The 19348-nt window shown below is 48.9% G+C and carries 19 protein-coding genes; 17 read left to right on the top strand and 2 right to left on the bottom strand.

The features are described from left to right. The 4 genes from ACZOWY_RS04310 to ACZOWY_RS04295 all read left to right on the top strand — a co-directional run bounded on the left by ACZOWY_RS04310 (window position 1) and on the right by ACZOWY_RS04295 (window position 5693). On the top strand, window positions 1–1656 hold the full coding sequence (locus tag ACZOWY_RS04310; protein ID WP_484393257.1) for an ABC transporter ATP-binding protein: 1656 nt from the start codon (window positions 1–3) through the stop codon (window positions 1654–1656). After that, the gene (locus ACZOWY_RS04305; RefSeq protein WP_484393256.1) at window positions 1625–2500 is read left to right on the top strand and encodes an energy-coupling factor transporter transmembrane component T family protein; all 876 of its coding nucleotides are present in this window, start codon (window positions 1625–1627) and stop codon (window positions 2498–2500) included. The genes ACZOWY_RS04310 and ACZOWY_RS04305 overlap by 32 nt, the downstream gene beginning before the upstream one ends. Before the next feature lie 194 nt (window positions 2501–2694). Beyond that, entirely contained in the window at window positions 2695–3978 is a 1284-nt protein-coding gene (locus ACZOWY_RS04300) for an outer membrane protein assembly factor BamB family protein (protein ID WP_484393255.1), read from the top strand. Further along, entirely contained in the window at window positions 3882–5693 is a 1812-nt protein-coding gene (locus tag ACZOWY_RS04295) for an ABC transporter ATP-binding protein (RefSeq protein ID WP_484393254.1), read from the top strand. Before ACZOWY_RS04300 ends, ACZOWY_RS04295 begins: the two co-directional genes overlap by 97 nt. Before the next feature lie 102 nt (window positions 5694–5795). Here the strand turns inward: ACZOWY_RS04295 and nagZ are convergent, their stop codons facing one another. Next, a complete protein-coding gene (gene nagZ / locus ACZOWY_RS04290) occupies window positions 5796–7019 on the bottom strand; it encodes a beta-N-acetylhexosaminidase (RefSeq protein ID WP_484393253.1) in 1224 nt (407 codons plus the stop codon). A 144-nt stretch (window positions 7020–7163) separates the two neighbouring features. Here nagZ and ACZOWY_RS04285 point away from each other — a divergent pair, with 144 nt between their 5' ends. From ACZOWY_RS04285 to ACZOWY_RS04255, 7 genes are all read left to right on the top strand, one after another. After that, on the top strand, window positions 7164–7502 hold the full coding sequence (locus tag ACZOWY_RS04285; protein WP_484393252.1) for a hypothetical protein: 339 nt from the start codon (window positions 7164–7166) through the stop codon (window positions 7500–7502). Between the two features lie 94 nt (window positions 7503–7596). Further along, entirely contained in the window at window positions 7597–7752 is a 156-nt protein-coding gene (locus ACZOWY_RS04280) for a hypothetical protein (RefSeq protein WP_484393251.1), read from the top strand. 137 nt (window positions 7753–7889) lie between these two features. Further along, window positions 7890–8594, top strand: coding sequence for a L,D-transpeptidase (locus tag ACZOWY_RS04275; protein ID WP_484393250.1), 705 nt, complete (start codon window positions 7890–7892; stop codon window positions 8592–8594). Between the two features lie 134 nt (window positions 8595–8728). Further along, complete coding sequence (locus tag ACZOWY_RS04270; RefSeq protein ID WP_484393249.1) at window positions 8729–9457, top strand: L,D-transpeptidase; 729 nt, start codon at window positions 8729–8731, stop codon at window positions 9455–9457. Between the two features lie 15 nt (window positions 9458–9472). Further along, window positions 9473–10636, top strand: a complete 1164-nt coding sequence (locus tag ACZOWY_RS04265; protein ID WP_484393248.1) for an MFS transporter — start codon at window positions 9473–9475, stop codon at window positions 10634–10636. A gap of 86 nt (window positions 10637–10722) precedes the next feature. Further along, a complete protein-coding gene (gene trxA / locus ACZOWY_RS04260; RefSeq protein ID WP_484393247.1) occupies window positions 10723–11037 on the top strand; it encodes a thioredoxin in 315 nt (104 codons plus the stop codon). Window positions 11038–11047: 10 nt separating this feature from the next. Beyond that, window positions 11048–11926 (top strand): NAD(P)/FAD-dependent oxidoreductase, encoded by an 879-nt coding sequence (locus tag ACZOWY_RS04255; RefSeq protein ID WP_484393246.1) that lies wholly within the window; start codon window positions 11048–11050, stop codon window positions 11924–11926. A gap of 198 nt (window positions 11927–12124) precedes the next feature. Here the strand turns inward: ACZOWY_RS04255 and ACZOWY_RS04250 are convergent, their stop codons facing one another. Beyond that, window positions 12125–13039, bottom strand: a complete 915-nt coding sequence (locus ACZOWY_RS04250) for a M48 family metalloprotease (protein ID WP_484393245.1) — start codon at window positions 13037–13039, stop codon at window positions 12125–12127. A 154-nt stretch (window positions 13040–13193) separates the two neighbouring features. On the opposite strand from ACZOWY_RS04250, the gene ACZOWY_RS04245 reads away from it, so the two are divergent. The 6 genes from ACZOWY_RS04245 (at window position 13194) to nrdG (ending at window position 19196) form a co-directional block, all read left to right on the top strand. Beyond that, complete coding sequence (locus ACZOWY_RS04245; protein ID WP_484393244.1) at window positions 13194–13799, top strand: tryptophan transporter; 606 nt, start codon at window positions 13194–13196, stop codon at window positions 13797–13799. Next, complete coding sequence (locus ACZOWY_RS04240; protein ID WP_484393243.1) at window positions 13796–14659, top strand: energy-coupling factor ABC transporter ATP-binding protein; 864 nt, start codon at window positions 13796–13798, stop codon at window positions 14657–14659. Before ACZOWY_RS04245 ends, ACZOWY_RS04240 begins: the two co-directional genes overlap by 4 nt. Beyond that, the gene (locus ACZOWY_RS04235) at window positions 14656–15462 is read left to right on the top strand and encodes an energy-coupling factor ABC transporter ATP-binding protein (protein ID WP_484393242.1); all 807 of its coding nucleotides are present in this window, start codon (window positions 14656–14658) and stop codon (window positions 15460–15462) included. The genes ACZOWY_RS04240 and ACZOWY_RS04235 overlap by 4 nt, the downstream gene beginning before the upstream one ends. Next, complete coding sequence (locus ACZOWY_RS04230) at window positions 15459–16133, top strand: energy-coupling factor transporter transmembrane component T (RefSeq protein ID WP_484393241.1); 675 nt, start codon at window positions 15459–15461, stop codon at window positions 16131–16133. Before ACZOWY_RS04235 ends, ACZOWY_RS04230 begins: the two co-directional genes overlap by 4 nt. Before the next feature lie 289 nt (window positions 16134–16422). Further along, entirely contained in the window at window positions 16423–18549 is a 2127-nt protein-coding gene (gene nrdD / locus ACZOWY_RS04225) for an anaerobic ribonucleoside-triphosphate reductase (protein ID WP_484393240.1), read from the top strand. Between the two features lie 95 nt (window positions 18550–18644). Continuing rightward, window positions 18645–19196, top strand: a complete 552-nt coding sequence (gene nrdG / locus ACZOWY_RS04220) for an anaerobic ribonucleoside-triphosphate reductase activating protein (protein WP_484393239.1) — start codon at window positions 18645–18647, stop codon at window positions 19194–19196. The last annotated feature ends 152 nt before the right edge of the window (window positions 19197–19348 follow it).

The following is a 19348-nucleotide window of genomic DNA, read 5'->3' as shown; positions in this document are numbered from 1 at the left end:
ATGTTACAGATAGATGATGTATCGTATCGTTATCAGAGCCGGGATACCTGGACGCTGAAGCATATCAGTCTGAAGATGGAACAGGGTGAGATGGTTCTGCTGGCCGGTCGCAGTGGCTGCGGAAAATCAACGCTGATCAAGATCATCAGCGGACTGGTTTCAGAAGATGGGCAGGGAACACTGCAGGGAAGGATTCTGCTGGACGGTCAGGATATTACCTGCTGGCCTCCGGAAAAGATAGGGCTGCTGGCAGGTACGGTTTATCAGAGTCCGGACGACCAGCTGTTTGCCATGACGGTTGCGGATGAAGCCGGCTTTGCCCTGGAAAATCAGGGAATCGAGCCGGAGATAATTCAAAAAGAGGTCTCGGAAACGTTGCGGCGTGTGGGACTGCAAGGTTATGAGAAGTATAGTATCCACCAGCTGTCCGGCGGGCAGCGGCAGCGACTGGCACTGGCTTCTATTTTAATTACGAAGCCCCGCCTTCTGATTTTGGACGAACCGGTAAGCCAGATGAATCCCCAGGGAGTCCAATCATTTATGGAACTGCTGATGGATCTGAATAAAAAAGAAAGCATTTCCATTTTGATGATTGAGCACCGCGTCAACGAGCTGGCCCGATATTTTGACCGTCTTGCGGTCATGAAAGACGGGGAAATATTATATGACGGGGTTATGGAAGAGGCCTGGGCGTTCCTGACGGATAAACCGGATCTGGGGCTGCGTGAACCGCAAAGTGTGAAGTTGGGACGCCTGCTTCACTTGTCCCATCTGACATCGGATAAAAAGGAAACAGCGGTTACGATTTCCAAAGAGTGTGAAGTAGACAGGTCTTGCGGACAGAATAGAAAGAAAAAACACAGTACCGGGAATCCGCTGGTCAGGGCAGAAAAGATACATTTCCGTTATCCGGGTGCAGAAGAAGATACGCTGAGGGGATTGGATTTTATCTTGCAGGAAGGGCAGATTACTGCAATGATGGGATTTAACGGTGCCGGAAAATCAACTTTGTTAAATCTGCTGGGAGGACTTACGGAACCTTCTCAGGGAACACTGTTGCTGGAAGGGATTCCTGTCCGAAAAGCATTGGGGAAAGTAGGATACCTGCTTCAGGAAGCGGACCTGATGTTGCTGGCGGATACGGTTACGGAAGAACTGGCCTGGAAAAACCGGGGAATGACGCCGGAAAAGATCGCTGTGATGCTGGAACATTTGAACCTGACAGCTTACGCCGGGGATTTCCCGCTGGCTTTAAGCAAGGGGCAGCGGCTGCGGGTCGTATTGGGCGCTATGCTGGCCAAAGAACCTCGCTTGTTATTGCTGGATGAGCCTACGACCGGGCAGGATGAAAGCAGCCTGACAGAAATAAAAAAACTCCTTTTGGATTTTAAGATGAAAGGCGGCAGTGTCTTTATCTGCACGCATGATATCGAACTGGCATCCCAGATTGCGGACCGGGTGATGCTTTTAGAGAAGGGAAAAATCCTTGCGAACGGACCGGCAGATGAAATTCTAAACGATCGGAAGCTGCTGTTGCAAAGTGGGCTGACGGTTCCGGCAGTATTGGATATTGCGGAACAATTGGGAATCCCTCCCTGTATCTCGGAAAAGGAGGTATGCAGTTATGTCCATGCGGCAATTATGGGAAGGAACTGATGCCAGAACCTGGGCCCGTGATATAAACGGGCGGACTAAACTGATCATATTGTTTTTGTATGCGGTCCTCATGATTACGGTGGATAATCCGCGTACATTATTTGTGCTGTTCATGACAACGCTGTTGCTGCATCTGGCGGCGGGTACTTCGTTCTATAAGTGGAAAGTGATGGCAGTTCTGCTGATGCTTGGACTGTGGGGCAGTATGGTAAGCCAGGCGCTGTTCTTTTCCCAGACTCCCCGCACGGCTTTGTTTGTGCTTATTCCCCCGGATTCTTCCCTGTTGGGGACGATAACGGGCGGCCTGTTTATCTACCGCGAAGGCATTTTATATGGAGCTGTACAGGGGCTGCGGGCGGCTTCCATGCTTTCGCTGGGTCTTTTGGTTTGCTGGACCAGCGATCCCCGGCAGCTGCTGAACGCACTGCTGGCCTGGCATCTGCCGCCACAGGTTGCGTTTATGCTGGTAACGGCCATCCGTTTTTTACCGGTGCTGGCAGCGGAAACGGGGGAAATCATTACGGCTTTGCAGCTGCGAAGTGAAACCCAGAGGGGACGTACTGCGATCGTACAGCATATTCCTTACATTGCCAAGCCGTTGCTGGCACGCTGCCTCAGAAGGGCACAGACACTGGCGCTGTCTGTGGTCAGCCGCGGATTTTTCTCCGCCAGGGTGTCCCAGGTCCGCCAGTCATGGAAAACCGCGGAACGGGCAGGTTGTGCTGCGTTTTTCCTTTTCACGCTGGCTGTGGTCGGCAGCAAGCTTTGCTATGTGTTGTCTGAACAGGGCCTGTACTTTGGAATACTCCGGAAAATTTATGATATATCAAAGATGTACTTATAATGTAAAAAACTGTTGTGTTGAATCGGGTTGTCTGATCGGGATTCAAAGTTAGTATTAGTTGGTGCCGTATGACTAAAAAGATAAAGAGTATTTTGATTCTGTTTTTGTTTGCACTCTCCTGTTGTGCCTTGTTCTGGCTTACTGGAAGCCGGACCCCCTGGACCGTTTTCCAAAGTACCGGGGGAAAGGACGGGGTGAGCGTTTTTCTGGGTGATATCCCTGCAGAAAACTATGATCGTATGGGCTTTACCAGAGCGCAGATACTGTATGTGGCTGCGGAAGATGCGTGGCTGGTGGGAACAGACAAGGGAGAACTGTTTCTGTTCGATATGAAAGGAAGACAGTTATGGAAACGCTCCCTGGGTATCGGGAAACTGGTATCCCTGGCTGTGACCGGGGACGGAAGGCTTGCCTACGTGGGGGAAAACAGCGCGGACGGCAACTTATATGCGGTCAATGTGCACACAGGTGATATCGAATGGAAATACAAGGCAGCCGATTTTATCGGTGCGGACACACAAAACCGGTCCCTGCCGGCCCCGGTACACATTGCTGTAGATAAGGCGGGGAATGCTTTTGTAAACATGTACCGGTTCGTTATGCACAAGGATGGCCGCCGTGGCTATACTGCACGGATGATTGCGCTTGATCCCCAGGGAAAATTTTTGTGGAAGTTCCCGAAAGATGAGGCCATTGACAGCTGGATCAACTGGTGCGATGTGAGCGACCGGAGCGGGCGTGTCGTCATCGCTACCAGTGCCTATGATTTTCATCCTGATATGAAATATAAAAAGACTCTGTATATCCTTAACAAAAATGACGGTTCTGTTTTAAATGAGACTTTTGTGGATCCGGTAAAACCCTTTCACAATACTGTGCTGCGGGGTAGTCCCACTTTCTCTGCAGACGGGGAATATCTGGCAGGCACCGGCAGCGACGGACGGGGATTTTTGTTTGATAAAAACGGGGAAATCGTATGGTGGCGTTTTCTCTCCAAACCTGCAAAGGTGGACGGATCCTGGATCAATGCATCCGGACGTGATGGGTATATCAGGCCGGAAGGTGCTATTTTTTCCACTATCAATACGTTTAACAGGGAAAACTGGCAGCTGCCGACCCCTGTGGAGCATCCCAGCAATAACAGCTTGTTCGTGTTCAAACTGGATGGAACCTACAGGTACCAGTACCGGGCTCTGGGGACGATTGAAAACATAGACTTTGCTTCAGAAAAACTGGCGGCCTGTTCCGTGGGGCGCAATGTAAGGACGCATGATTACAGTGCCCACGGAGCTCTGCTTTTGAATCTGGAAAACGGAAAGAAAGAACGGTTCTTTCACACAGAAGGACCCTGTCAGGCTGTGGCCATCAGCCGTGACGGGAAATGGATGGCCGGCGTGGAGGCGCCGGCGATGACACCGGAAGGGAAACTGATTGGATCATATCGTCTGCACATCTGGGATATGCGGACAGGGAGCTGACCTTTATGTTAAAAACGTTGTTTACCTATTATAAACCATACCGGCGGACGATGGGCGCACTGCTTTTTCTTTCGTTTTTTACCGCAGTGCTGGATCTGGTGTTCCCCATGCTGGTACGCCATATTATGGATGTAGAGCTTCCGGGGAAAAATATTGAAAATATATTCCGGATGATTGGCATTCTTTTCGCACTGTACTGCGTCAGCTTTATTTTGTCCTTTTTTGTGCAGTATAAAGGCACCCTGCTTTCTGTTCACATGGAAAATGATATGAGGCAGGATCTTTTCCGTCACTTGGAAAAGATGGCCTTCCGGTATTTTGACGATAATAAAACCGGGCAGTTGCTGTCGCGTATCACCACTGACCTGACGGAAATCGGGGAACTGACTTTCAAAGGGCCTAATGATGTCATCATCTGCTCCATAACCATGTTGGGAACCATCGTCATCCTGATCTGGATGAATCCGGTGCTGGCGTCGTTTATTGTCTTGCTGCTGGTTGCGAAAACCGTGCATACCGTCTACATTAACCGTAAAATGAAACAGCGGTTCCGTGCCAACCGTGTGTTATACGGCGATGTGTCCGCCCAGGTTACGGAAGATTTGAACGGGATACGGCTGATCAAGGCCTTTGCCCTGGAGGAACAGGAAGCCCGCCGGTTTGCGGAGAAGTGTGCTGCGTATATTGCCGGCCGGCGTAAGTCGACACGTCTGGTTGCTTATTTTTCCGGCAGTGTTGCTTTTTTCAGTAACCTGATCAATGTGGTGATGATGGGTGTTGGGGGTTGGATGATCGCCACAGACAGGTTAAAGATCAGTGATTTTGTAGCATTTTTGTTATACGTCAACCTCTTTATGAAACCGCTGCTCCGACTGACGGTGTTTGCGGAAATGTACCAGCGGGGCATGGCAGGCTTTTCCCGGTTTTATGAAATCATGCAGCTTGAACCGGAGATTCAGGATGCACCGGATGCGATAGACTGTAAGAACGTTAAAGGTGAAATTGCATTTGACCATGTGGATTTCAGTTATGGAAACGGAATCGTGCTGCGGAATCTGACCCTGACCATACGGCCGGGGGAAAACGTGGCGTTTGTAGGGGAGACGGGAGCCGGAAAAACCACTATCGCCAGTTTGCTGCTTCGCTTTTACGAACCCCAACAGGGAAGGATTTTGCTGGATGGAAGGGACATACGGGAATATACCCAGCAGTCGCTTCGCCGTGTGATCGGCTTGGTACAGCAGGATGTATTTCTGTTTTCGGATTCGGTAAATTATAATATTGCGTACGGCGATACTTCAGTAAAAAGTGAAGAAATAAAAAAAGCCGCTGCGCTTGCGGCAGCGGATGAATTTATTGAACGATTGCCGGAACAATACGATACCTGTATCGGCGAACGGGGGGTAAAGCTTTCCGGAGGGCAGAAACAGCGTATTGCCATTGCCAGGGCCTTTCTTAAAAATCCGCCTGTCCTTGTGCTGGATGAAGCAACTTCTTCTTTAGATACTGCGACGGAAAAGCTGGTACAGGAATCGCTGGAAAAACTGTCTGCGAACCGGACGACCATCACCATCGCCCACAGGCTTTCTACAATAGTTAATGCTGACAGGATCTTTGTGCTCCAGAACGGTATTGTCGCAGAGACCGGGACTCATGAACAGCTGATGCACAAAAACGGGATATATAAGAAGCTTTATGAGCTGAGTGAAAAATAAAGAAAACGCTGATTACATGATTATACGCCCGTCTGGCGTGAATATGAAGGATTATGCGTTCTCCGAAGAAACGAATTGCGTATGTGTTGTCAAAAATTCCGCTTATGCCCGTTCTTTTTCAAGAAGCTGTTTATATAATTTCTCCCGTTGGTCCGTATCAGTTAAATTTTTCAGTTTGCAATACACGATCCGGCGGACAGAGGCATCAATATCAGCCAAAGCGATTTTCCCGTCTTTCACGGCCTGCAGCGTGCTGCGATAAATACGCTGCTGCACTTCCGGGTTGTGACAGCTTAACAGTATGTCTGTTCCGGCCTGGGTGGCGATGATGCCGATTTCTTCCGGTGCATAGCCTTCGCTGACAGCGCCCATGTCCAGGTCGTCGGTAATAACAATGCCCTGATAGCCCAGCTGCTTCCGCAGCAGTTCTTTCAGGATGACCGGAGAAAGACTGGCAGGTTTAGAATCAAACGCGGGATAACGGATATGACCGGCCATCACCATGAACTGATGATGTGGATACTGGTCGATGATATGGCGGAATGGCTGCAGGTCTTCCTGCAAAATAGTTTCCTGTGGTACGTTCACGACAGATTTCTCTGTGTGTGGGTCGGTTTCGCTGCGGCCCATCCCCGGGAAATGTTTAATGGTAAACAGCACGCCGCTGTCCCGTAATCCGCGGCAGGCCTGTTCCCCGAATAACGAGACCTGTTGCGGCGCGGTTCCGTAGGTGCGTCCGTGCATACGGCTTCCGGTGTCTAACACCGGGGCAAAATCAAGGTTGAAGCCCAGTTCGCGAATGTCCTTCCCGGTGTTGTTTGCATGTTTGTAAGCATCGTCCGGTTTGCCTGCTGCGCCGATTTCAGCAGCTGGAGGCGCGGTATAGGCATGCTGTTTCATCCGGGTAACCAGTCCCCCTTCCTGATCAATTGAAAGGAAAAGGGGAAGACTGTACGAGTTCAGGACCAGGTTTTGCAGGGACATGTTTAACGTTTTCACCTGCTCCCTGTGTTCCATATTCCGGTCAAACAGAATAACGCCGCCCACGTGCATGGAACTAAGCGTTCTTTTCGTGTTTTCTGTAAGCGTTGTCCCATCAATTCCCACAAACATCATCTGGCCGATCTTTTCTTCCAGGCTCAGTTTGTCGGTGAGGGCATCCGCCAGCAGCCGGACTCCTTTTTCCGTGGACCAGGTGTCCGCAGCAGGTTCTGCTGTTTTTTCTGTCTGGTTTGCTCCTTTTTCTGCGGCGCTGCAGCCGAAGAACAGGAACAGTATAAATATTAATGTAGCGCAAAGAGTAAGCTGCTTTTTCATAGTAGGCATTTTTTCTCCGGGTTTATTATAGTAGTTTTATTATATCATATTATATGGCGTTGCGGGGTGCCCGTCAAAAATGGTATGATAGAAAAAACAGCGACACAAAACGGCAAATGGTTTTCAGATGTAATGGGCGTGGAGGTGTGTGCTATGAAACTCCGGACTTATTATCTTCTGTCGTGGCTGAGCGGAATGATAACATTGGTATTTTCCATTGGCGGTGCCCTGGCATTTTTGACCTATCTCAGCACTCCTTCCACGGTAGACGGAATTGTCCGCAAAGGGCATATGAGCCTGATGGAATTTATCCTGCCGCTGTGCCTGATTGCTCTCCTGTGTTTTGTCCTGTATCTTTGCCTGTCGGTTTTCTGCCTCTTCCGTAAAAGGCGGGAAAAGGAACACCGGATCTTGCATTTTCTGTTAGGCTTGCTTTTGTATCTGATTACAACAGCCGGAACCGTACCGTTATTGATACTACTGCTCAATTAGTAAATTGACTTTTACACCGAATTCTACTATAATCTATATGATATAACTAATATAGAAAATAACAGATTTACCTGACTGTTTATTAGCTGATTACATGACTATTATTTTGCAGGCTTCGATACTGCCGGAAGGGACGGTTGCTATGGGTGAGAAGTTTAAGACCTTTATTTCCTGCACAAAAGAAGATAATCTGAAATTGCTTGGATTTGTAATCGTGTTACTTGCCATTATAGCGTTCTTTGGCTGGTGATATCATTGTGTCTTTTTTGTTAAATATAAGGATTTACTATACTATATGTTGTTGATTTATGGTATAATAAAGCTGTAGAGGTTATTTATTTTGAGGATGCTGTTTTTCATACATTTTGACAGTAAAGGTGTGATTTAATGAAAAAATCAAAGCCTAATATTTTTGTATATATGTTAGCCTATCTCGCAATCCTGATGCGCTGGATGCGCCAAAGCACCGTTGGGAAAGTTGTTACGGCGGGTCTTTTGATCCTGATTGTCAGCGGTACCTACAATCAGTTAAGCGCGGCGCCTTTCTTTGCGGATAATGCCCAGCCCAAGCTGACGGAGACAGAGAAAGTTGAACAGAAAGGGCAGGCTGAGATCGCAAAGAAAGCGGAAGTGCAGAAGCAAAAAGTGGAAGAGGCCAAGGCCGCGGCACAGCCTGCAACGAGTCATACTTACAGCCTTGTGATTACCAAAAGCGCATACCGGATCTCCCTGCTGGATAACGGGACCCCTATAAAAGAATATAACTGTGCGGTAGGCCGTAATCCGGGGCAGAAGACCAAAACCGGGGACGCAAGGACGCCGGTAGGAACCTTTAAAGTTGAATCAATTAATCCGTCTTCCGACTGGGTTTCTGATGAAGACGGTAAAGGAGCTTACGGTCCGTGGTTCATCACCCTGGATACACGGGAACTGAGCAAGGGCGAATGGAACGGTATCGGTATTTCCGGCACCAACAAACCGGAAGGACTGGGCCGGGCTTCCTCGGCAGGCAGCGTGAGGGTACGGAACAGCGATATTGAAGAAATCAAAAAGTTTGTGAAGGTCGGAACGGTCGTTACAATCAAAGAATGATAAGCAGTCAAAGAGTTATTCCTCAAAGAAGCGCTTGCGGAATAGCTCTTTCTTTTTATAAAAACCGGATGATAAACGGGAGTGGGTCAGGAAGTCTATTTTGACAATTAGACGTTCCGGAAAGAGAGCGTATCATGAGAGAAAATGGTAAACTGTCTAAAATTACGGCGTTGCTGCTGGCGGTACTGATGATGTTTTCTGTGGCAGCTATAACAGGATGCACAAACGAAGAAAAGCCGAAAGAAAAAACAAAAATAACAGAAGCCAAGAAAACGCCGGAGCAGGTTGCAGCAGAAAAGAAAGCCAAAGAAGAGGCAGAGCAAAAAGCCAGAGCCGAAGCGGAAAAGAAGGCGAAGGAAGCTGCCGGGAAGGCCAAAAAGGAAGCGGAAGAAAAGGCCAAGAAAGAACAGACGCTGATCAAACAGAATGCGGATCAGAAAAAGTATTCGGTTTATATTAAAAAGAGTGCCTTTACGTTGTATCTGCTGGATGATAAAAACAATGTGATCAAGTCGTACGACTGCACTATTGGAAAAAATCCGGGACAGAAACAGAAACGCGGCGACATGAAAACACCTACGGGTACCTTTTATGTAGATGAAATTGATGACGCGTCCGGCTGGACACATGATTTCGGTGACGGCAAAGGTGAAATCAAGGGCGCCTACGGTCCATGGTTCATCAGTATTAATACGGACGAAATGAGTAAAGGGGCCTGGGGCGGTATCGGTATCCACGGCACCCATAAGCCTGATGTAATGCGGGCCCGGGATTCAGAGGGCTGTATCCGTCTGCAAAATCAGAATGTGAACGAACTGAAGCAGTACGTGCGTGTGGGCACAAAAGTTGTGATTGAAGAATGAAGGACATGATGTAACGTGAAAAAAATAGATCCCGCCGTGTACCTGTTCTCGTTGGGTCACCTTTCGGTGGACTGGTGCCAGGGAGCAATTCCGGCTCTGTTGCCGTATTTTATTCGCAATTACGATTTATCCTACCAGGCTGCCGGAACGCTGATTTTTGCTAACGTGCTGGTAGCTTCTGTGTTACAACCGTTGTTCGGTTATTATTCCGACCGCATTTCCCGCCCATGGTTCATACCCCTGGGCACGTTGCTTTGCGGAATCGCCGTTGCGGTTATGGGATTCTGTACTTCTTTTTATGCTATTTTTGCCGCGGCCATGCTTTGCGGCGTCGGCAGTGCGGTGTTCCATCCGGAGGCTGCGCTGATGGTAAACCGGATTGCAGCGAAAGCGAAGGGTCAGGCATTGGGAACTTTTTCCGTGGGCGGAAATGCCGGTTTTGCCATCGGACCGATTGCAGCGGGTATCTGTGCGTACAAACTGGGGATACATTCCCTGTTGTTGTTTGGTGTTGTTAATACGGTTCTGGCTTTTGCTCTCTGGAGGAAAATGCCGCATGTATTGCGGCAGGTATCTTTGTCAGACACCCGGCAAACGGAGAAACAGGAAAAGAAAAGTAAAGAGAATGACTGGAAGTCTTTCGCAATCCTTTCTTTTCCAATCTTTGCACGATCTGTTGGTTTTACGTTAAGCAATACGTTTATCCCGATTTACTGGATGACGGTACTGCATACTTCCGCTACGCAGGGAACCACAGCATTGTCAATCCTTTTTACCATGGGAGCCTGTATTACCTTTGGCGGAGGTTTGCTAGCCGACAGATTTGGTTATGTGAAAATAATCCGGGCTGCGTTTTTTTGTATGGTGCCTGCTTACCTGCTGCTGACCCATACGACCGATGCCCGGATCGCGACGGCGCTGCTGATACCAGCGGCGGTGTCTATATTTATGCCGTATAGTCCGATTGTTGTATTAGGGCAGACGTATCTTGCCAAAAATGCGGGATTTGCTTCCGGCGTTACGTTGGGGCTGACAACAACACTGGGTGGAATCTTCGCACCGCTGGTCGGCGGGGCGGCAGACAGGTGGGGCCTGGTACCGGCTTTGCAGATTTTCTGGATTGCCGGTCTGATTGGCCTTATTGCATCTTTTTTCCTGCCGGAACCGGAAAAGGAATAACACGGGCTTTGGCTAGAAAATGTTTTGCCGGACATGGTGCGGTAAAATAGTATTATAAGTGTAATAAGTGTAAAAGAAAAGAGGGATTGAAAATGGCGGTAACGGTACTTAACAAAGATAATTTTAAAGATGAAGTGTTGAAGGCGGATAAACCGGTGCTGGTAGACTTCTGGGCAACCTGGTGCGGTCCCTGCCGTATGATGGCTCCCGTAGTGGAAACGATTGCGGAAGAACATCCGGAATTGAAAGTCTGTAAGGTAGATGTAGACGAAAATCCGGAGCTGGCCCAGTTGTTCAATGTCATGAGCATTCCTACGCTGGCGGCGTTTAAAGGCGGACAACTGACAGGTACGGCAGTAGGGTATCAGCCAAAAGAAAATGTACTGAAACTGTTTGAATAAGGATACTATAATGGATATTGTAATTATCGGCAGCGGTCCTGCAGGTGTTTCTGCGGCCCTGTATGCGAAACGTGCCGGCGCAGATGTGACGGTGATCAGCCGGGGCAGCGGAGCGCTGGCAAAAGCAGAAAAAATTGAAAACTATTATGGTCTGGCGGAACCGGTGACCGGGGCAGAATTGGAGGCAAACGGAATTACCGGGGCGAAACGGCTAGGCGTTTCGTTCTTTGAAGGTGAAGTGGTAGGCCTCGCCATGAATGACGATTTTACCGGACTGGTAGTCCAGACACCGGGACAGGCTTTTGATGCGAAAGCGGTTGTGCTGGCTGCGGGAAGCACCCGGCTGGCGCCGAAGATCCCGGGACTCAAAGAACTGGAAGGAAAAGGTGTAAGCTATTGCGCAATCTGTGATGCGTTCTTTTACCGGGGAAAGGCCGTGGCAGTTCTGGGTGAAGGGGAATACGCTCTGCATGAGGCGGAGATTTTACTGCCCCATGCCACTAAAGTTATGCTGTTTACTAACGGAAAAGAGCCGACGGTAGAGATTCCGGAAACGATTGAGGTACACCGGGAAATTGTAACTGCTGTGGAATCGGATAATGCCGGCGGGATGGAACGGGTGAGCGGCATTCGTACCGAAAACGGGGCTGTTATTTCGGTGAGAGGCCTGTTTATTGCGCTGGGAACGGCCGGAAGCGTGGATCTGGCCCGCAAAATCGGGGCCGGTACGGAAAACAACCGTATCGTAACGGATGCGAACATGGCTACCAATGTGCCGGGACTGTACGCGGCGGGAGACTGCACCGGCGGTTTGCTGCAGGTGGTAAAAGCGGCTTACGAAGGGGCTGTGGCAGGACTGGCGGCAGCAAAGTATGTGAGAAGTCTTTAATCAGCGTCTCCTTATATTTCTGAGTAAGTTTTTATGTAAATAGTCAATGTAAAAACGCGGACGATAACTCCGGAATGGTTTGCCCCATCGCGACGTTTTAGACGGCGGATGCAAGCTTGCTTGCACGATGTCGTCGTAGCAGAGCGGGGGGGAGAGGAGTTGTTGTCCGCGTTTTGCTTTCTGCGTATTTGAAAAACATTATGCTATATAATTGTAATTGGCGTTTACATAGTTGCGTATCCGATCCAATCGTTGCTTCGTGGCGGGGTGGCTGCTCAGGATCCTTGCGGCAAATCCCATCTGCGATTCTCCCTGGCTGATGTAAAGAAGGCCATTGTACAATTCTACGCCTAATCCGATTTTGCATGCGTACAGGTCCGCTTCATATTCGTCCTGACGGGAACTGAACATGGTGATAATGTGCAACGGCAGCTGCATCAGGAACTGGAACAGCCATATCTGGATCAGAAAGAACCAGGAAATGAGAGCGGTAAACCAGCCTATGACAGGAATGAAGCTGACAATCTGGAGAGCCAGAGTGATAAAGCTGTAAATACGTACTACCAGGTTTCCGAAGGAACTCATGGTACTGGTCAGCAGGGCAGTGCTGGTATCCCTGTTCTGGATGTGCCCCATCTCATGGGCCAGGATGCCGGCAATTTCGTTTACAGGCATATTGGTTAGCAGGGGTCCCGTAACTGCTATATTATTGCTGCCGACGGCAAAGGCGTTCAATGCTTTCATATTACAAACATATAAATTGTAGTCGTTGATATCTAACCCCGCTTTCCGGCAAACGATGGACATGGCCTGTTTCAGCTGTTCCCCTGCGATTCCCGTGGGGCGCTGGCAGTTCATGGACCAGCACAGGTAACGCTGCATGATCCGGGTACGGTACAGGAGGCATGGGATAAGCAGGGTAAGGACGGACAGTACAATGATGATATTTGTTTCTGTAAGAGGAATAGCAAAATAATTCATCCCGTCCAGCAGCCATTGCCAGCGGATGGGAGAGAAAATTTCCACCAGTCCCCAGAAAGTGGAGACAATCAGGAAGTTTACAATAAAGGTCAGGCTGAGGACGACGATATCACGAAGCAGATTATTTAACATATATAAAGGCTCCTTACGTAATTCAAATCGCTTTTTCAAATTATACTACAGAAAAATAACTTTTCCAACTAATTTAAAGATAGACTTCATTGATATTCTGATATATAATGTAACCATATTTCCTGACGATACTGAAAGAACGGAGAATTATATTATGGAAGAAATGCTGAAGATCCCGGAACCTGAAAAGGAATTAAAACCGGTACCGGCCCTGACCCATGTGGAAGCAAACCAGGAAGGGTACCGCTGGGTGGCCATCACAGCCATGCTGTTCGCCATCGGAATCATTTTACATACAGTCAGTCCCAATGTGGGCGGTGTTACTCCAAACTGGACGATTGCCATGTATTCCATCGTAATCAATTTGACCCGTCCGCCTCTGAAACGGGCGATAGGTATTGGATTTATAGCCGGACTGACGCTGATTCCCTCATCGAAGTCTGCGTTTCCGCTGGGCAACATTGCCAGCGAGTTGAGCGGGGCCACGACCTGCTGTCTGCTGATCAAAGCCTTTGCGCTCTGCCATATGGCAGACTGGCGGCTGACGCCTTTTATTACCGGTTTTGCCTCCACCTTTGTGTCCGGCGGCGTATTTACGTTCATTTTGAAACTGGTGCTGGGCTTACCGCTTAAGGTGTGGATTTTTGCCATGCTGCCGGTAGTGGCAGTGGTCGGCGTGCTCAACGGTCTGATTACCTTTGGGTTGTTCCGCCCTGTGAAGAAACTGTTTTATGCACAGGAAGGGGGCGAAGATAGATGAACCCGGTGGTTACTGTTTCTGATTTTTACTTCAAATATCTTCGTTCTGACCTTGTTCTGAAAAACATTAATTTAGAAATTGAAAAAGGTTCCTTTACCGTAATCATCGGTCCCAGTGGCGCAGGTAAAACAACATTGTGCAAAGCTATGGCCGGCATCATCCCCTTTTATTCCGGCGGTGATTATTCCGGCGAGATTAAAGTGCTGGGGGAAACCACAAAGGGCAAAAAAGTTTCCGATCTTGCCATGAAGTTGGGCCTGATGCTGGAAGACTACGAGAGCCAGCTGGTGTCTCTGACAGCGGGGGAGGAAGTGGCCTTCAGCCTGCTGAACCACGGGTTCCCACCGGAAGAAGCAGAAGAACGCACCCGTCAGGCGTTGGAAGATGTTGGCCTTCCGGGACGGGAAAGCTATCAGCTGGACGAACTGTCCGGCGGGCAGCGGCAGCGTCTGGCATTGGCTTCTCTGCTGGCAGTTCATCCGGAAATCATCGTGCTGGACGAGCCGGTCAGCGCCATGGATCCGGACGGAGGCGAGAGCTTATATAAATTATTGGATAAAATCAACAAAGAGCATGGCACCACATTTATTGTGGTGGAGCACCGGCTTGAATTTGTACTGCCCTACATGACAGACATAATTGCTGTAAACCATGGGGAAATCGCAGCCAAGGGGCCTTGCGAAGAAGTGGTATCCCGTATCTACGAAGAGGAAGAATTGCGGCCGTTGCTTCCGGATTTGTGGCAGGTAAAATGTAATCTGGAAAAGAAGACCATGCAGAAGTTTGATTTATGGCGGTCTGCCGATGAAGCAGTAAAAGAATTGCAGGCTAAAGGATTTGGAAGAGGGGTGAGGGCATGATTGAAGCAAAAGAGATCAATTTTGCCTATCGCCGTGGCATCCCGGTGCTGTTCGATATCAACTGCAGAATCGAAGATGGGGAGTTCGTAGCGTTGCTGGGGCATAACGGCAGCGGCAAAACAACCCTGTCCCGCATGTTTATGGCCCTGGACCATCCCCGCAGCGGGCAGATTCTCGTGGACGGGGAAGATATTATAAACTATGAGCCTGCCGATCTGGCAGACAAGGTCGGGTATGTGTTCCAGAATCCGGATTTGCAGATTCTGGCGGATACGGTGTATGAAGAAGTAGCTTACGGTCCCCGTGTAAAAAAGCTGCCGGAGGAAAATATTAAAACCAATGTGAAAGCTGCGCTGGAAGCGATGGGGCTGAAAGGGCTGGAAGCAAAATATCCACGCATCCTTTCTTTCGGTCAGAAACGGCGCCTGGGTGTGGCGGCAGCGCTGGCCCTGAATCCCCGCATGCTGATCCTGGATGAGATTACCAACGGGCAGGATGCAGTGGAACAGGTTGCCATGATGGAATATCTGAAAGCGCTGAATGAAGAGAAAGGAACAACCATTATCCTGATTACCCATGATATGGATGTAGTGCGGAAATATGCCAGAAGGGCCATTGTACTGACAGACGGACATCTGGTCTTCAGCGGTACGCCGCAGGAACTGTTCGAGGGTAATCAGCCTGTGGAGCGCTGGGGACTGCGGCGTCCCCCGGTTTCCGTGCTGGCTTCCCGACTGGGAATTTCTGCTGCTACCTGTGAAGAATTCTGCGAGGTGGTGCAGAAAGGGGGCGATGCAGTATGAAACTGAATGCCTTTACCTGGATTATTGTCACGCTGGCAGTGACTGCCTGGGTATTTATTCTGCCGTTGGAAGCGGTGGCAACGATTTTGGTGCTCCAGTTAGTTCTTTTACTGTATATCAAACGCAGCAAGACCATGTTGGCGGCTATCGGCGGGTTAGGCGTATTCACCGGTATGATGATCCTGTTGCAGCTGCTGTTCGGCTCACCTCTGCATGTGGCCCTGTTCGGCGGTCTGCGCATGCTGGTTATGACCCTTGCCTTTTTGTGCATGCTGGCCACAACCCGTATCCAGAGCATTGCCAAAGCGTTGGTAGACCGGTTCCATCTTCCGGTGGAATATGCGTTTATGCTGACGGCGGCCCTGCGTTTTGTCCCGAATTTTTTAGAGGACAGCGCTATTACGCTGGATGCCCAGTCCTGCCGGGGCTATTCCAACCGGGGCAACGCGCTGAAACGCCTGTTGTCCTATGTGGTGGTAATTCGACCGCTGGTCATGCGCGCTGTGGCCAAATCAGAAACACTGGCCCTTTCCATGGAACTGCGGGGATTCGGCGCCAATACATATAAAAATATGCCCAAGGAACCGTTGACACTGATAGATTTTATCGTGCTGGTTATTGTGGTGGTGCTGAGCACGTACCCATTCTGGAAAAAAGTTTTACCGGTGTAAAACCATCCAAATACAAAATATAAAACAGTAACGGTGCAAGAGAAAAGGCGATGCAAAAACGTTCCCTACGTTTTGTGTCAGCCTTTTTTCATTTATTCACAACAAAAACCAGTTTATCCACAAAAAAATGAATTTATCCACACGTTATTCACAGGCGGGTGTTTACAAACCACAAGATATTGAAACAAAAAAAGAAAAAAATTGGCAAACACAACAATATGTAGTTTACAAGATGAAAAGAACATGCTACAATACTTCTAAATATTATAAACTGGAGGAATTTGTGGCGATGAAAGTTATTAAGCGCGACGGAACGACGGTTGATTTTGATCCGCAAAAGATTGTAGTGGCTATTGAAAAAGCTAATGCTGCGGTAGAGGAAGACTGTCGCATTGAAGAAAGCAAGATTAAAGAGATTGCGGAATATGTGCATGGGAAGAATCGTCCCCGTCTGCTGGTGGAGGATATCCAGGATATTGTGGAACGGCAGCTTCAGGAAGCCGGAAAGTTCGATCTGGCAAAAGCCTACATTATATACCGTTACCGTCGGGCGCTGGTCCGTAAATCAAATACGACCGACGAATCCATCCTCACCCTGATCCGTAACAGCAACAAAGATGTTATGGAAGAAAACAGTAATAAAAATGCCATCATGGCCTCTACTCAGCGGGATCTGATTGCCGGCGAGGTTTCCAAGGACCTGACCCGTCGTGTGATTTTGCCGGAGAAAATTGCCAAGGCCCATGATGAAGGCGTGCTTCATTTCCACGATATGGATTATTTTATCCAGCCGATCTTCAACTGCTGCCTGATTAATATCGGTGACATGCTGGATAACGGTACAGTGATGAATGGGAAGATGATCGAATCGCCCAAAAGTTTCCAGGTTGCCTGCAACGTGATGACCCAGATCATTGCTTCCGTTGCTTCCTGTCAGTACGGCGGTCAGTCCGTTGATGTGCGGCATCTGGGCAAATACCTGCGCCGCAGCCGGGAAAAATTCCTGGAACGTGCCAAACAGACGCTGGGTGAAGATGCGGATCCGAAGATGATCGAAGCAGTAGTGGATGAACGCCTGCGCGAGGAATTAAAAGCCGGCGTGCAGACGATCCAGTACCAGATCAACACGCTGATGACCACCAATGGCCAGTCTCCTTTCGTGACCCTGTTCCTGTATCTGAGGGAAGAAGATCCGTACATTGAAGAAAACGCCATGATCATTGAAGAAATCATCCGGCAACGTTTGCAGGGCATCAAGAACGAAAAAGGCGTATATGTAACTCCTGCGTTCCCGAAACTGGTGTATGTGCTGGATGAAAACAACTGCCTGAAAGGTGGGAAGTACGATTACCTGACTCACCTGGCGGTAAAATGCAGTGCCAAACGCATGTATCCTGATTACATTTCCGCGAAAAAAATGCGGGAAAACTATGAAGGCAATGTATTCAGTCCCATGGGATGCCGCAGCTTCCTGGCTCCCTGGAAGGATGAAAACGGTAATTATAAATTTGAAGGCCGTTTCAACCAAGGTGTAGTTTCCATCAACCTGCCCCAGATCGGCATCCTGTCCGGCGGCGACGAAGAGAAATTCTGGAAACTGCTGAATGAACGTCTGGCGTTGTGCTTTGAAGCCATCATGTGCCGCCATAACGCGCTGAAGGGCGTCCACTCCGATGTAAGCCCCATTCACTGGCAGTACGGCGCTATTGCCCGTCTGGGTAAAGGTGAGGTCATTGATAAATATCTGTATGGCGGCTATTCGTCCATTTCCCTGGGTTACATCGGCCTGTATGAAATGACAAAAGCGGTCAAGGGCTGCAGCCATACTGCACCGGAAGGCAAGGACTTTGCCCTGCGTGTAATGAAGCATTTACGGGAGACATGTAACCGCTGGAGGGCGGAGACCAACATCGGTTTCGCTCTGTACGGCACGCCGGCGGAATCCCTCTGCTACCGTTTTGCCCGTATTGACAAGGAACGCTTCGGAACCATCAAAGATATTACTGACAAAGGGTATTACACCAATTCCTACCATGTTGATGTGCGTGAGCATATTGACGCGTTCTCCAAGTTTGAATTTGAAAGCGAATTCCAGAAGCTGTCTTCCGGCGGCGCTATCAGCTATGTGGAAATTCCCAACATGCAGAATAATCCGAAAGCAATCGAGGCGGCAGTACAGTTTATCTATGACCATATCCAGTATGCGGAATTCAATACGAAATCCGATTACTGCATGGTCTGCGGTTATGACGGGGAGATCATCATCAACGATGACAACGAGTGGGAATGCCCCCAGTGCCATAACAAAGACCATGCCAAGATGAACGTGACCCGCCGTACCTGCGGATATCTGGGTGAAAACTTCTGGAACGTAGGCAAGACAAAAGAAATCAAGGCCCGCGTGTTACACCTGTAAAAAACGGAACAGCCCTGTAGCATTTTATCGGGTCTGTTTTATAACTTATGATGGTTGCTGCTTTGCAGCCGGAAGACAGAGGAAGAGGATAGCAAATGAACTACGCTATGTTAAAACGTCACGATATTGCCAACGGACCCGGCGTGCGGGTGTCCCTGTTCGTCAGCGGCTGCCGCCATCACTGCCGGGGCTGCTTTAATCCGGAAACCTGGGATTTTAATTATGGGAAACCCTTTACCGGGGAGGTGCTTGATGCTTTATTAAGGGCCTGTAATCATGATTTTATCGAAGGTCTGTCCCTGTTGGGCGGCGAACCTTTCGAACCGGAGAACCAGCCGGAAGTGTTGCATGTAGTGCAAAAGTTTAAGGAACTGTATCCTGGCAAAACCGTGTGGTGCTACACCGGCTACGATTTTGAAAAAGATATTCTGGCCGGCAAGTTAGGCCCATGGGAAACTACAAAACAGTTGCTGGATCTGATAGATATTCTGGTAGACGGTGAATTCCATCTGGAAGAAAAAGATTTGAAGCTTCGCTTCCGGGGCAGCAGCAACCAGCGGGTAATTGATGTAAAAAACTCGCTGGCATCTGATGAAGTCGTGCTGTGGGATGACAACGAAGGAATCTTTGAGCCGGAAGTGAAATAAGTTTTGCTTATATAAAACAACGACAAGGCAGTCGGTACAGCAGACGTATCGGCTGCTTTTTTTGGTAAAATGGTGACACAGGCGCTAACTTTATAGAACGCTGGATTTGTATTTATATGTTTTACTTTGTTTAAAAAATTATCAAAAGAAAG

This window comes from Succiniclasticum sp., from assembly GCF_056977735.1.
Note: the sequence above shows the minus strand (reverse complement) of the source record. Positions and strands in the feature narration are given on the sequence as shown.